14 protein-coding genes and 1 pseudogene are annotated in these 14,730 nt (G+C 34.5%); 11 read left to right on the forward strand and 4 right to left on the reverse strand.

Translation table 11 applies throughout. The features are described from left to right. From C0512_RS04855 to C0512_RS04865, 3 genes and pseudogenes are all read left to right on the forward strand, one after another. Nucleotides 1-295 (forward strand): annotated as a pseudogene (locus tag C0512_RS04855) (nucleotidyl transferase AbiEii/AbiGii toxin family protein); the annotation flags it as partial. 70 nt (nucleotides 296-365) lie between these two features. Next, nucleotides 366-3,368: a DEAD/DEAH box helicase gene (locus C0512_RS04860; RefSeq protein WP_290859364.1), complete on the forward strand. Its 3,003-nt coding sequence runs from the start codon at nucleotides 366-368 to the stop codon at nucleotides 3,366-3,368. 1,787 nt (nucleotides 3,369-5,155) lie between these two features. After that, entirely contained in the window at nucleotides 5,156-5,578 is a 423-nt protein-coding gene (locus C0512_RS04865; RefSeq protein WP_290859365.1) for a hypothetical protein, read from the forward strand. 185 nt (nucleotides 5,579-5,763) lie between these two features. Here C0512_RS04865 and C0512_RS04870 read toward each other — a convergent pair whose 3' ends face one another. From C0512_RS04870 to C0512_RS04885, 4 genes are all read right to left on the reverse strand, one after another. Then, nucleotides 5,764-6,006: a hypothetical protein gene (locus C0512_RS04870; RefSeq protein WP_290859366.1), complete on the reverse strand. Its 243-nt coding sequence runs from the start codon at nucleotides 6,004-6,006 to the stop codon at nucleotides 5,764-5,766. Then, nucleotides 5,993-6,259: a hypothetical protein gene (locus C0512_RS04875; RefSeq protein ID WP_114754027.1), complete on the reverse strand. Its 267-nt coding sequence runs from the start codon at nucleotides 6,257-6,259 to the stop codon at nucleotides 5,993-5,995. Before C0512_RS04875 ends, C0512_RS04870 begins: the two co-directional genes overlap by 14 nt. Nucleotides 6,260-6,271: 12 nt before the next feature. Continuing rightward, nucleotides 6,272-6,640: a DUF5675 family protein gene (locus C0512_RS04880; RefSeq protein ID WP_290859467.1), complete on the reverse strand. Its 369-nt coding sequence runs from the start codon at nucleotides 6,638-6,640 to the stop codon at nucleotides 6,272-6,274. A gap of 152 nt (nucleotides 6,641-6,792) precedes the next feature. Next, the gene (locus C0512_RS04885) at nucleotides 6,793-7,596 is read right to left on the reverse strand and encodes a hypothetical protein (protein ID WP_290859370.1); all 804 of its coding nucleotides are present in this window, start codon (nucleotides 7,594-7,596) and stop codon (nucleotides 6,793-6,795) included. Nucleotides 7,597-7,693: 97 nt separating this feature from the next. Here C0512_RS04885 and C0512_RS04890 point away from each other — a divergent pair, with 97 nt between their 5' ends. The 8 genes from C0512_RS04890 (at nucleotide 7,694) to C0512_RS04925 (ending at nucleotide 14,686) form a co-directional block, all read left to right on the forward strand. After that, nucleotides 7,694-8,185 carry a thermonuclease family protein gene (locus C0512_RS04890; protein WP_290859372.1) on the forward strand — a complete coding sequence of 164 codons (492 nt, stop codon included), beginning with the start codon at nucleotides 7,694-7,696 and terminating at the stop codon, nucleotides 8,183-8,185. A gap of 127 nt (nucleotides 8,186-8,312) precedes the next feature. Continuing rightward, nucleotides 8,313-8,801, forward strand: a complete 489-nt coding sequence (locus C0512_RS04895; RefSeq protein WP_290859374.1) for a GNAT family N-acetyltransferase — start codon at nucleotides 8,313-8,315, stop codon at nucleotides 8,799-8,801. Next, the gene (locus C0512_RS04900) at nucleotides 8,798-9,223 is read left to right on the forward strand and encodes a DUF1801 domain-containing protein (RefSeq protein WP_290859376.1); all 426 of its coding nucleotides are present in this window, start codon (nucleotides 8,798-8,800) and stop codon (nucleotides 9,221-9,223) included. Before C0512_RS04895 ends, C0512_RS04900 begins: the two co-directional genes overlap by 4 nt. 253 nt (nucleotides 9,224-9,476) lie before the next feature. Beyond that, entirely contained in the window at nucleotides 9,477-9,833 is a 357-nt protein-coding gene (locus C0512_RS04905; RefSeq protein ID WP_290859378.1) for a cupin domain-containing protein, read from the forward strand. Between the two features lie 159 nt (nucleotides 9,834-9,992). Further along, the gene (locus C0512_RS04910; RefSeq protein WP_290859380.1) at nucleotides 9,993-10,436 is read left to right on the forward strand and encodes a hypothetical protein; all 444 of its coding nucleotides are present in this window, start codon (nucleotides 9,993-9,995) and stop codon (nucleotides 10,434-10,436) included. Between the two features lie 245 nt (nucleotides 10,437-10,681). Next, the gene (locus C0512_RS04915) at nucleotides 10,682-13,072 is read left to right on the forward strand and encodes an arylsulfatase (protein WP_290859382.1); all 2,391 of its coding nucleotides are present in this window, start codon (nucleotides 10,682-10,684) and stop codon (nucleotides 13,070-13,072) included. Nucleotides 13,073-13,174: 102 nt separating this feature from the next. Further along, the gene (locus C0512_RS04920; RefSeq protein WP_290859384.1) at nucleotides 13,175-13,996 is read left to right on the forward strand and encodes a hypothetical protein; all 822 of its coding nucleotides are present in this window, start codon (nucleotides 13,175-13,177) and stop codon (nucleotides 13,994-13,996) included. 168 nt (nucleotides 13,997-14,164) lie between these two features. Further along, nucleotides 14,165-14,686 carry a GNAT family N-acetyltransferase gene (locus C0512_RS04925; RefSeq protein WP_290859386.1) on the forward strand — a complete coding sequence of 174 codons (522 nt, stop codon included), beginning with the start codon at nucleotides 14,165-14,167 and terminating at the stop codon, nucleotides 14,684-14,686. Nucleotides 14,687-14,730 lie beyond the last annotated feature (44 nt).

Genomic DNA, 14,730 nt, shown 5'->3' on the forward strand with positions numbered 1-14,730 from the left:
CGAAACAGAATTCAAGCAAATGGCTGAAGTAGACGTGCCTTTGGAACAATTAGAAGAAGCTAGAGAAAATTTAATTCATCAAATCAATTCTCAAATGACAGACAATGAAAAGAAATTTCTTTTATCTTTCAAAAACAAAAATCCCAATTGGAATCTACTGGAAATGGAAAATATAGACGTAATTGCTAACCTTCCTTCAGTGCTCTGGAAAAGGATAAATCTTGAAAAAATGCCTGATCAAAAGCACAAAGAAGCGTATGATAAGTTGCAAAATATATTATTTCCAACACATTAATAATAGATCCAGGTCTAGCATTCAAACTTACTTGCTATATCGATAAAGTTAGACTATTTGAATAATCCAAATGATGCCATCAAGCCCAATAAATAACTTTCAACTATTCAAATCTGTTTTTGCAGGAAGAGAAGATGTGTTTGCAATTCGATGGGAAAAAGGCGGTAAGAGTGGCTATATGCCTGCCTATTTTTATGATCCATATAGGTATAAAGCTCATAAAATGAATGGAGGAACTTTTCAAAATTATGCTGATAAAGAATATTTACCTTTCACTGAAAAAGAAATTGAAAAACACCTTAACGGCGAACAACATATTGGAATTTATCCTTTGCTTAAAGATAATACTTCATGGTTTATTGTGGCAGATTTTGATAAAGTCGAGTGGGTTGATGATTGCAAAAAGTTTATAACTGCTTGTAATGAAAAAGGAATTTCCGCTTATTTAGAACGTTCACGTTCGGGTAAAGGCGGACATGTTTGGATATTTTTTCAACAACCGTATCCAGCTGCAAAAAGTAGAAAAATTTTCATTTCGATTTTAGTGCAAATAGGCATTTTTTCTTTATTTGACAAAAGTTCCAGTTTTGACAGAATGTTTCCAAATCAAGATTTTCTTTCTGGAAAAGGATTTGGAAATTTAATAGCACTTCCGCTCTATAAGAAATCATTTGAACAAGGAAACAGCTGTTTTATTGATGTATTTAGCCTAGAACCAATTTCAAATCAATGGCATTTTATAGAGAATATTCAAAGAATTTCGACAGTACAACTTGATGAATTATATCAAATTCATAATATACAGCAAAATATTCCAGTTTCGATTGTATCAAAAATATACAATGAAAAGCTCACAATAAAATTGGGGAATGTTGTAAAAATTAATCGCAATGCCATTTCAATCCCATTAATTAATTTTCTAAAAGAAGAATTGAATTTTCTGAATACAGAATTTTTAATAAAAAAGAAGATGGGTAAAAATACTTTTGGAACAGAGCGATATTTCAAACTGGTCGAAGAAACAGAAAACGAAGTAATCATTCCGAAGGGTTTTATTGGAAAGATAATTCGTTTTTGCAGAGATAACAAAATTGAATATGATTTCAAAGATGAAAGGAAAAAGCTAAAAGAGATTGTTTTCTTATTCAATGCACAACTACAAAAACATCAGCAATTAGTTATTGATACAATTGCAAAGAAAGATTTAGGAGTGGTTGTTGCACCGCCGGGTTCAGGAAAAACGATCATTGGTCTAAAAATTATTGCAGACAAAAAACAACCAGCATTAATTATCACACATCGAAAACAAATTGCTGACCAATGGATGGAACGAATTGTAACTTTTCTTGGAATCCCAAAAAATGAGATTGGAAAAATTGGTCAAGGAAAAACCAAAATTGGTAAGCAAATTACTGTTGCAATGATTCAAAGTCTATCAAAAGAATTGGATAAACCTAATGAAGAAAAACTTAGGAATGCTTTTGGGACGATTATTTTGGACGAATGCCATCACATACCAGCGGAAACATTCAGGAATACAATTTCAAAACTACAAACTTTTTATTTATATGGATTGACAGCAACTCCCTTCCGAAAATATAATGACGGTAAATTGATTTTTATACATTTGGGTGAAGTGATCTCCGAAATAAAATCAAACGAAATAAGCAAGGCTAAAAAACCAAAAATCATTATTAGAAATACTGAACTTGAGGTGCCATTCAATTCAAAAACCGACAAATTTGAAACGTTATCAAAAATACTAGTTCACGATTCTACTAGGAACAAAACAATTCATGAAGATGTCATTAATGAATTGAAATCAGACAAAAAAGTAATTATAATTACTGAACGCAAAGAACATATTGACTCACTTTATCAATATTTAAAACAGTCTTATGAAGTAGTTACCTTGAGTGGAGAAGATTCTGAGAGCAGTAAAAACTCTAAATGGAAATTATTAAAAGAAGGAAGCTATCAAGTAGTCATAACCACTGGACAATTCTTTGGCGAAGGAACCGATTTACAAGATGCCAATTGTCTTTTTCTAATTTATCCATTTTCTTTTGAAGGAAAACTGATTCAATACATTGGCAGAGTGCAACGTTCAGAAATAACGCCAACTATTTATGATTATCGTGATATCAAGATTGATTATTTGAATAAAATGTTTCTGAAAAGAAATGTCTATTACAGAAAAATTGACGAACAGGCAACTTTGTTTGATGAACCTCAAGAGGAAATTAGTGTTCCAAAAAACAATTTTAGTATCCATAAAAAAGTAAAGATTCCATTTGAAAAATTGGAATTTCGTTACGGAAGTATCTCTTTTAAATATGAAGTTTCAGAAATGAAAACCGAGCTTGAATTTGATATTGAAAATTTTGAAATAAGACCCGAATTTGAAGTTTTAAAAGCTTATTTCTCCAAAACACTCAAAATAAAAAACATCACAGTTACTATTATCGCTGAATTCGAAGAAGGAAAACTAATTTCGCAATTGGCTTTATCCAATGAGATAAAAAAGATAACTAGAGAATTGATTGAAAGCGTAAAATTCACCTTTATAACCAAGGCTTTCTTGGCAAAATCAAATGCAATTGGCAAAGAAAATTTACTAGATATAAATCAATTGCAAAATGAAAATAATGTCAAATTATATGATTCGGGAGATGAATTATTAAATGATTTTTTACAGAATCAAAATTACAAACACCAAAAGCATTTACAATATTTAGCTGAACATCACGAAAGAACTATTCTTAAAATTCGATTTGTATTGAATCCATTTTCATTTGTTTTTCTTCTAGCAGGAAAAACAGGATTTCATATTGTTTTAGAAACCTTAAATACGGAAGAAGCAACCTATATTTGGCATTTTGATAATGACAAAAAATCACTTCCTGAAAAATTAAAAAAAGTGGATAGCTCGCTAAATACCATTAGAAATGACGGAAGACAATCTTTCACAGAAAATCCTCCCGATAATTTCAGTAGAATACTTCACGATTATTCACCTGAGAGAAAAGGTTTTGTAATTTGGAAAGATTTACTAGAGGAAAGAATTACTTGATTAGGAAATAAAACGAATAATTATAACATTTTTCAAGGTATTCGCATTATCCTATATCTCATTTATCTGCATAAAAATTGCTCCTTTTCCAAGTATTCGTAACATCGATGCTACTGTTTGCTTCTTAGCCCGAATAGAGCTCAGTCGAAGTACTAATTTAATTTCTAATTACAATAGTGCTTTTCGTTTAGTGGTAGTATACAGTTTGAGTCCTCCGTTCCCCACCGCTTCCCACCGCATAAAAGTTTTTGTATGCCCCGGAACGACCCTGCCAAATAAGAAAAAGTATCGAAGGGGCAACAAAAACTTTTCCCAAAGCTTCTTTACATAATGTGGCATTATAGGGCATTAAAAAGAGTGAATAATTTTTTTGGTTTTTTCAATGCCCTATAATAACATTATGTAAAAAAGCCGCTCACCCCACGCTCGAAAGCCCCGCTCCAGCCACACATTTTTTTCGCTTACAGCCTGGATTGTCATCCTGAGCCTGCCGAAGGACAGCTTCAAAAAACACGTGGCTTCGCGGGGCTTACATCGTGTTTTCATAAGAACATTTATCCTTTGCTAAAAAGCCTTATTTCATAGGAAATTCTATCATTGGTCTTTATCAGCTAACCGCTTAAATCGGTAGTATTTGCATTATATTTTGAAGTTGCCATCCATCTCCGAATCTCGTATGTTTGAATCCATTTTTCAAAACACATCTAGGCAACATCAAAATATAAAATCATCCGCAAGAGTATCGTTTTTATTTGCTCACAGAAGTAGTGGTAATTGCTTAAAGGTTTGCTGATGCCACAATACTTTAAACAACTTTTAAACTCATAAACCCTTAAACTCTTAAACAACTTCATGACATCAGCAAACCTTACAAGCAATCAGAAAATAAAGTACTAAGCAAATAAAAACGATACCCTTGCTCTTCCTCCGAAACACATTCTTCGTTATACTTGAAAAAAGCGGAAGTATTTGCATTGTTTTTTGAAGGTGCCACCCATCTCCGCAGCCACTGAGCACTAATAACTGTCCACTGAACACTTTCAGGCACCCTCAAAAATCAAACAGTGCAGCAAGAGTTTAAAATTTTGGTGCCGGATAAAAAGCATGTCTATTGATTTTAGTTTTTTTATCCGTCCCCAAAATTTAAAACCCTTGCAAGACGACCCCAACTCCGATTCAAAAGATAAAGTCTCCGAAAGAAAATAAACTGCTCGCTTGTAAAAAAAGCGGAAGTATTTGAATTGCTTTTTGAAGGTGCCACCCATCTCCGTACCAACTGAACACTATTTTCTGACCACTGAACACTTTCAGGCACCCTCAAAAATCAAAACGTCAGTAAGAGTTTCAAATTTCGGTTCTGGATAAAAAGCAAGTCTTTTTTATTTCGTTTTTTTTATCCAGCCCCAAAATTTGAAACCCTTACATCAAAACCCCGTCTCCGATTGAAAAAAAATCGCATTCCATCGCAAAAGTGTGCTTGAGATTCAAAAAAAATAAAATAAAAAAAAGGTAGCAAAGTTAAGTTCCGGGTTATCAAAAAAGCAAGTTCAAGCCCTCCGGGTTTTTTAAAAAATCTCCACCACCCATACATTTTCATAAAAACCACCCATCAACCCACAAAATCCGACTTCCATAGGACGTATCGGGGTGGTAGTATTTTTTAAAAAAAACTTGCTTTTTTGAAACCCTCCACTTGACGTCAGTGCTTTCTTTTTTTTCTTTTTTTTCTTTTGAAAAAATTTTATGGGGGTTGTGTGCCTTATTCAGAAATCTTTAAACGCCAGGATATGATTAATTTTAAATTGAAACACCACAAAAGCGGAATGAGTTACTCAAAACCTCATTTTTTCATCCTTAACAAAGGATTAAACACCGGAAAACCTTTGTCCGAACCCTGTCCAAACTGTTTTGTGATACAATTCGGCAGCACTGAAGACTCCGAAAACATGGAATCCATCTGTAAAAGCCTATGGAGAGTGAAGTTCTGGCACCAATTTTTAATAGGTTCCGTCATTCCCTACATAAGAATCAACGATTTTTCCAAAAACCTCACCCAAAAATCCAATGAAATGATGCTCGACTTCGAGCTTCACAAGAAAAACATTGCAGCCCTCAAACTCCTAGAGCAAAAAGAAAAGCAATTTCACGACAACATCAACCTCATAAACGATATGCGTCGAGTAATCTTGTACCGCTACTGCAAACGTTAATTAAAAACTGGTCCACTCGGACTAGTTTTTTTTGCACCTTAAACGCTACATATTGACTACATAAAAGCAATATAAATGCTCCTCTTAAATAAATCGAAGAAAAGCAAAGCATTTGACATGTATTGACTGCTAAAAACAAAAAAAGCTCCGAAATTCGGAGCTTTAAAATGGATTTTTTAGGGTTTTTATTCCTTTGGTTCCGGAGTTTCTTCAGATTTCACAGCCGTTTGTGAAACTACTGAAATAATACTTCCGCCCAGGATTAAATATCCGGCTGCCGAAACCAATCCAACCGGTAAAGCTACCGGAGAAGCAAGAACTACTCCGCCCACAGATGCCATTGCAATGCCAACAGTACGAAGAATTCTAAACCATTTTGGGGTTGGAGCCAATGCTCTTTCTACTACGTTCAAATTATTGTTTTTCATAATCTTGATTTTTAAATAGTGTTAATTCAATTTTTGATACTCGTTTTTCTAAAAATTCTACTTTTTGGTTCAGTAAGTCATTACCACTTTTGAACTCCGTTTTGATGATTAAAGCCATCGTTTTTACCTCTACCAAATCTTTCTCCATGCTCTTGAAATCAGTGTGTAATTGCTTGATAAAATAAGCCACAATCGAAAGTAACAAGGTTATGAGTGTTCCAAAAAGTGTTGCGATGATGTTTATATTATCCATGATTAGGACTTTTTAGAATTGAAAATTGTTTTCAATGGTTAACTTATTATTTTCAATCTTAGCCAATGCAACTAACTTCGGATAGATCATTTTGTAAGCTGCAATACTTTGAGTGACTTGGTAATTTCCATCAAGAAATTGGAAACCAAAACCACAAAGAGGACACCCGGCAGTATCTTTAATGGTATTACCAACATGGATGTACACAAAATTGAAGTTTGGTAAACCAACAATTTCAATCATTCCTTCGTGAAGCTTTGTAAATACTCTTTTATAGTCTACATTTTTTGCTCCGTGAGTGTTCAGTTTCAAACCAAAAACACCCGTTGGAATGGCTGTCTGTGAGGGTATTTTCACTTCTCGTATTTTATCCTCTAACAGATATCATTGAAATATTCCGTTGATATACAATTGGCTCAATGTGCTTTCTTTGCCCTGGGCTACTCTTATTATTTTGCTTTCCATTGTTTTGATTGATTTGAGATTAATTAAAAAATCCCTCACTTTTGATGAGGGATTTTTGGAAGGTTTTTCTAAAAAGCATCCTCTACTTTTAAGCAGTTACCACTTGCAAACAAGTAGTAATTTCCACCAACTTGTTGGTAGAACTCAATTCCAATACATTGCAACACGGTTGTGTTTGCAGTTGGAATAGCTCCGTTTGGCAGAGTTGCAGTAATAGTTGTCAATGGAACCGGAGCGAACAAATCAAGGTAACCACTATATTGAATATCGTTTACCTCATTCAATTCTGCATCCATTGGATCATAAGTGTTTGTGGTAGCATTGTACTCAAAATCACTTACCACTGATAACGAATGAATCAAACGGAAATGTGTTGCTCCGGATGGTGCATTTACCAAATTCAATGGATTGAATCCAGGAACAACAAAATCTCCTGTTTCTCTGTCAACTTCATGAGTTACGGAGTAGGGGGCATTGAAAATCCCATTGAAAGAAGTGTTTTTGTCAAACTCAAATCCTTTCAAATAACTACGTTGAGTAGTGATTTCAATTTTACGGTAACCTCTGGCTTCCGTTTGATCTTCCAGGTTGATTTTCTTCATAATTGAAGTTAATCTTCCGGTAACTTGGCTATCCGCCATTTGTTTCATTACTTGAGACAATCCTGTTCGAACTGATTTCCCGGCTTTGGCACAAGCACCAAATTCGTTCATGTTCTCACGTGTTCTCTCAAATTCTGGTGCTGATAATACTTGATCACCAGTTGGTCCGCCTACCATGCCTGCAAAGTAGCCTTCCTGTCCTTTAATTTTAAAGTGTCGAACATCACCAAGAGTTCCGATGTACTTTAAATTGCCTTTCTGTCTTGCCATTTTTTTAAGTTTTAATGGGTTAATAAATAGATTAAATTGATAAGACAAATTTCTATCATTATCTTTGAATATCAACAACTTAAAATATTGAAAATCAATGCAATACGAAGCAAAAGCACCGTTTATAGTGGAAACCCATTGGCAAATTGAAGAAGTGCTTGATGGAGATAGCATAATCATTTGCAATCAATTCACTCAATTGAAAAAAGAAATCCGACTGTATGGTTTAGATGCACCGGAAGTAAAGATTAATCGAAAGATGATGGAAGACGAAGAGAAAAGCAGTTTACCGGCTGAATTACTGCTCCAATTTGGTTTACAGTCCTTGCAGTTCGTTTTGTCGGTTGCACCGCCTAAAACGACTGTAACCATCATTACAGAACAGGAGAATTATTATGACTATTGGAACAGGCAATTAGGCTATGTAATTCTTCCAGGAGGCGAATGTTTAAATGACTTACTATTGATCAATGGGTATGCAAAAGCAACACATCAATATTTTTGTAGTAAATTAGCACACTATCAAATATTAAATCGTGAAGCTCAGCTCAATGAATTAGGTATTTATAGTCAAGTAAAAAGGTTCTGATTTGTTGTACTTATGTTGTACCTAGTGAACCCAAAAGAGTAACAATATCAATAAATACAAACCCTAACAGGCGTAAGGAGTATATATACAAGTTAGCAGTCATTGTTAGACGAAACGCAAAATTAAGATGACAAACAATAAACTTGACATAAAACTTAGACCAACAGAATTAGCGGACTTGAATATTTTATTTGAATTTCAACTTGACAGTGAAGGTGGATACTTAGCTGCATTTATGCCTAAAAATCACACAGACAAATCTGTTTATATCAATAAATACACAAAATTGTTGAGCGACCCAACCGTAAACAATCAGACAATTATCGTTGACAAGATTATCGTTGGAAGTGTTGCAAAGTTTGTTTTGGAAGGCGATGCGGAAATTACTTATTGGTTGGATAGAAAATTTTGGGGACAGGGAATTGCAACAAAAGCATTAAAAATATTTCTTAACCTTGAAACAACAAGACCAATTTTTGGGCGAGTTGCGTTTGATAATTTTGGTTCGCAGAAAGTTTTAGAAAAATGTGGTTTTGTCAAAATCGGTTCTGACTATGGTTTTGCAAACGCAAGACAGACAGAAATAGAAGAATTTATTTATAAACTTGACATATGAACCTACAAGAACAAATTAAAAAATATATTGACAGCCTACCTGAACCAAAACAGGCTGACATTGAATCCTTGCACGAAAGGATACTTCTATTAATGCCAAAATGTAAGTTTTGGTTCTTAGACGGCAAGGACGAGAAAGGAAAAATTGTTTCTAATCCTAATGTAGGGTATGGACTTCAAACCATAAAATATGCTGACGGAAAGACTAAAGAGTTTTATCAAATTGGCATCAGTGCCAACACAAAAGGAATTTCAGTTTATATAATGGGTCTTGAAGACAAAAAGTATTTGCCTGACACTTATGGAAAAGCAATAGGCAAGGCAAGTGTAACGGGCTATTGCATTAATTTCAAAACGCTAAAAGACATAAATATTGACATACTTGAAACAGCGATACGAGACGGAGTTAAACAGACGGCGTAATGATAGAAAACAAAGAACAACGAACCGCTAACAGCAGTAACCGTTGCACAACTCTGAAAAAAAATATCCCTAAGCTTCGGAATTAAAATAAAAAAAACAACCTCGTTTGTCCCGAAGTTTCGGGATTCTAATAGAGGTTTGTTTTTTAGTGTTGTGAAAAACTAATATATTTACTTCTTAATTCATAAAAATCAGTTTGGAGGAAGGTTTAATCGAACTGAGGTTGGTAGTAATTTTAACTAATAAACATATAATGGAAACAGGCATCAAAAAACACATCGTCCAGACAGAACAAACCGATTGGAAACCCTTGACAGAAGACGGAGTTGATACCAAAGGTATTTATTTTAAAATTCTTCGCTATGATGACAAACAGAAGCGACCACCAAGTTTTTTATTGAAGTTTGACGCAGGTGCATCTTATCCGTATCACAATCATCCCGGTGGCGAAGAAGCTTTTGTTATAGAAGGAGAAGTTTACTTCAATGAAGCTAAACTTTCAAAAGGCGATTATCTATACACGCCCCCTGGCTTTAAACATTCGGTAAAAACAGAGACCGGTTGTATAATTTTATTTATAGTTCCAGAAGAAGTTGAAATTATAAAGTAGAAATCAAATATTGATTTTTCATCGTATTCAGTTAGCCTTTTTATAAAAAAAATCGTTTTTATTGTAACATAAAACTAATATTTTTACTTCCACTATTAATTAAAATCAGTTTGGAGGAAGGGTTTGAGGGGCTGAGTTTATAATACATTTGAAAATCACATGAAAAATATACTTCTTTATTTAGTTTTAATATTTTCAATATTTACCTATTCTCAAAAGAAAAAAGATAAAGAAATTTTACTTATCAGCACGCAATATTATGGACAAAAATGTCAATATGTTGCCTTTAAACTTTCAACAAAACAAGTTGAAATAGACAATTGTTATAATTCTGCAACGGGTTTTAACGTTACAAAAATCATTCCCCTTAAATCAGAAAGTGTTCTTCAAACTATATACAAAATGAGCACTTCGACCTTAAAAGATTATCAAAAGCGAATTGATTCAGTCAAAAATTGTGACACTCTCAGTCCAATAAAAGTCAGAGTTAATGAAAATGAAACTTTGACTAATATAAAATGGAAGAGTTTGCCTAACTGCTATCCTCAATCTGTGCGAAATGTTATAAAACCTCTAGAGGATTTATTCGTGAAATACAAATAAAAAAAGGGTTATAATAGCGGTAGCTGTTGCACAACTCTTTAAAAAACTATCTCGAGGCGTGGGTATAATTTTTGAAAAAATATTATATTATAAAGTTTAAAAAAAATATTACACTAATCTTTTGGGTATATTTATTTATTTATTACTTTTAATAAGAAATTTGTTTTTTTGGAACAAAAATTTTGAATTTACAACTCTTTAATTTTGTATAATAAATAATAAACAACCATTTAAATCGATTCTAAATGAAAACCAAAATTACTTCACTACTGCTTGCAGTAATGGCACTAGTTACTTTTAGTAGCCAAGCACAACAACCTGAATTTAAAGGGGTCGTCAAACTTGATGTTCGCGATTCAAAAGCTGATTGGGCACCATTTATTCGTAAGAAAGCTCCAGAAGGTTCACCTAACATCCTGTTTATTCTATATGATGATACGGGCCAAGCTGCATGGTCTGCTTATGGCGGAAGAATCAACATGCCTACGCTGGATAAACTTGCAGCTGATGGATTGACTTATACCCAATGGCAAACAGTGGCACTTTGTTCTCCTACCCGTTCATGTATTAACACGGGTCGTAATCATAACCTAAATGGAATGGGTGCAATAACAGAGGCTGCCACCGGTTTTCCGGGATATAGTGGAGTGTTGCCTCCACAAGCAGCTACTATGGCACAAATATTAAATGATAATGGATGGAGTACTTTTTGGTTGGGTAAAGATCACAACGTTCCGGAAACTGATTTATCAGCCGGAGCGAATAAAAGCCAATGGCCTTTGCAACAAGGGTATGATCGTTTTTATGGTTTTATTGGAGGGGAAACTAACCAATGGTATCCAGATTTAACCGAAGATAATCATGCAATTGAGCAACCGTATGGTCCGGAAAAAGGATACCATTTATCGAAAGATTTAGCAGATCAAGCGATTAAAATGATTAGCGACCAAAAATCGGCAAATCCTTCTAAACCTTGGTTTATGTGGTATTGTCCTGGAGCTAATCATGCCCCGCATCAAGCACCAAAAGATTACATTGCAAAGTATAAAGGAAAGTTTGACGATGGATATGATGCGTATCGCAAATGGGTTTTGCCTCGCATGATTGAAAAAGGAATTTTGCCTAAGGATACGAAACTAACAGAGATTAACCCAATGCCCGGAGATCAAGCCAATGCAGCGGATTTTGTTCGTCCTTGGAATACTTTGACTGCTGACGAAAAGAAATTGTTTTCTCGATTGTGTGAAGTTTTTGCTGCTTTTTCTGAATATACAGATGTTCAAATAGGACGGATTATTGATCATTTGAAAGCCACAGGTCAGTATGATAACACTATTATTCTGTATGCTGCCGATAATGGAACATCAGGAGAAGGGAGTCCGAATGGTTCTGTAAACGAGAATAAATTCTTCAATGGTTATCCGGATGATTTAGCAGAGAATATGAAACTAATTGATGAGTTGGGTGGACCCAACACTTATGAGCATTTTCCAACAGGATGGGCAGTTGCTATGTCGACTCCTTACAAAATGTTTAAAAGATATGCTAATTATGCCGGTGGAACTACCTGTCCGTTGACCATAACTTGGCCAAAAGGGATTAAAGCCAGAGGTGAAGTGCGAAATCAGTTTCATCATGCCGTAGATATAGTGCCAACTATTCTTGAAATTGTTGGATTAGAAATGCCAAAAGTATATAAGGGTGTGGAGCAATACCCATTATCCGGTGTTTCTATGAAATATACTTTTGATGCTGAACCTAATGATCCATCACAAAAACACATTCAATATTTTAATATGATTGGAACTCGTGCTTTGTGGCAAGATGGTTGGAAAGCAGTATCAGTTCATGCACCTCTTACTTCAGTGGGTAAATTTGACCAAGACAGATGGGAATTATATCATACTGATGTTGATCGTGCAGAATCTACAGACCTTGCTAAAAAATTTCCTGAAAAATTAGAGTCCCTGAAAAAATTGTGGATGGAAGAAGCTTTGAAAAATAATGCTTTACCACTTGATGACCGTACTGCTATCGAAATATTAGGTACCGATCGTCCTACAGAAGAATTACCACGTGACAGTTATACTTACTATCCACATACTAGTCAAGTTCCGGAAGCTGTGGCCGTGAATGTGAGAGGAAAATCATTTAAGATTGTTTCCAATGTTGAAATCGAAGCTAATGCTTCAGGAGTTATTTTTGCTCATGGTTCTCGTTTTGGTGGTCATAGTTTATTCATTAAGGATCATAAATTGTATTATGTATATAATTTCTTGGGTATAACGGAACAACAATTAGTCTCTACAGAGACATTAAAACCAGGGAAATACACTTTTGGTATGGAATTTACCAAAGAAAAAGCTGGTAAACATGGCGAATCTATGGGGACAGCTAAATTGTATATCAATGACAAAGAAGTTGCTACCGGTGCAATGACTGCACAGGTTGGTAAATTTACCCTTGTGGGCGATGGATTGTGTGTTGGATATGACAGTGGTGATCCAGTTAGCAAACAATATTCATCTCCAGGTGAATTTGAAGGAGGTATTATTAGTTTTGTTACCATTAGTACAGGAAAAGAGCAATATCTAGATTTAGAAAGAGAAGCTGCGAGAGCGTTTAGAAAAGAATAAACATTTTGACTTGCTAAACTTTTTTAGTAGAATTATAAATCAACGGTCGTCATAATGGTGACCGTTAGTTTTTAAAAATAAATTAAAACACTTTAAAACTAAATGAAAACTTCAAACCTAAAAGTTCAATCTTTATTGCTGATTTTTGTAATGTTCTTTACTATTGGATCAGCCATAGCACAAGACAAACCTAATGAAAGTGCTGCTGATTTAGCCAAGAAATTATCCAATCCTATTGCATCTCTTATCAGTGTGCCGTTTCAAAACAATACTGATGTGGGTATTGGTGCTTATAATGGTTCTAGAAACACCTTGAATTTCCAACCCGTAATTCCTATTTCGTTATCCCCCAAATTGAATATGATTACTCGGGTTGTTCTTCCTATTATCACCCAACAAGATATAACAGCACCCGGAGTAAAACAAACCGGTTTGAGTGATGCTGTTGTAAGTGCTTTTTTCTCTCCAGCTGAAGCTAAAAATGGATTGACTTGGGGTGTTGGTCCTGCCATTTTAGTACCGACTGCTACCGATAATTTATTAGGAACTGAAAAATTGGGCGTTGGCCCCACAGCCGTAATTTTAAAACAAGCAAACGGTTGGACTTATGGAGCCTTGGCAAATCAGATCTGGTCGGTTGCAGGAAATGAAGACAGATCCGATGTAAATCAAATGTATGTGCAACCTTTTTTGATTTACAATTGGAAAAGTGGTGCAGGAGTTGGAGGTGTTTTTGAAATTACTGAAAATTGGGAATCCAATTCTACTTCTGTTTTCTTTATGCCAACGGTAAGTGGGATTACGAAATTAGGCAAACAAATGGTACAACTGGTAATTGGTCCACGTATTCCGATATCCGTTCCTGCTACCGGAAGACCCGATTTTGGTGTGAGAGCATTGGTAAGTTTTGTTTTTCCAAAGTAACTGATTTTAAAAGTGGGGTTTGTTTTTGAGGTGATTTACTTCGCTTGTTTGCTATCGCTCAGTTGGCAAATTGGAAAATAGAAATTACTTTAGTAGGAAAGATGATGAGGGATTAGAAGGTTAACGGTAATTGTTAGAATCTGCAAAACCGCATAGAAAGCAAGAAAAATGATAGAAACAGAACGTCTTATATTAAAACCACTGACTTACGAGCAGTTAATAAAATATATAAAATGCGACAACTCCTTAGAGAAAGAACTGAACTTGAATGAAACTTCAAGAATAATTTCTCCGGAATTAAAAGAAGCGTTTGAACAAACAATTCTTCCAAACGTGGCGGACAAGACAAAAAACTATTTGTATTCGACGCTTTGGACAGCCATTTTAAAAACAGAGAATAAGATGGTTGGTGACCTATGTATTGTTGGCGAACCAAATGCAAATGGGGAAATTGAAATTGGATATGGTACTTATGGGGAATTCCAAAATAAAGGATATATGACGGAAATTGTAGGAGGAATTATTGAGTGGGTAAAATCACAACCAAAAGTAAAATCAATAATAGCATCGACAGTAAAAACAAATATTGCATCATATAAAGTGCTAGAAAACAATAAGTTTGTAAAGATTGGAGAAACTGAAACGCTTTTAAATTGGAAACTTCAAATGAATTTTGAAATTAATATTTGACAAAAAAGAATAACGAATCGCTAACAAAGCGTAACCGTTTTACA

Origin of the sequence: Flavobacterium sp., assembly GCF_013822155.1 — a bacterium.
Lineage (GTDB): Bacteria > Bacteroidota > Bacteroidia > Flavobacteriales > Flavobacteriaceae > Flavobacterium.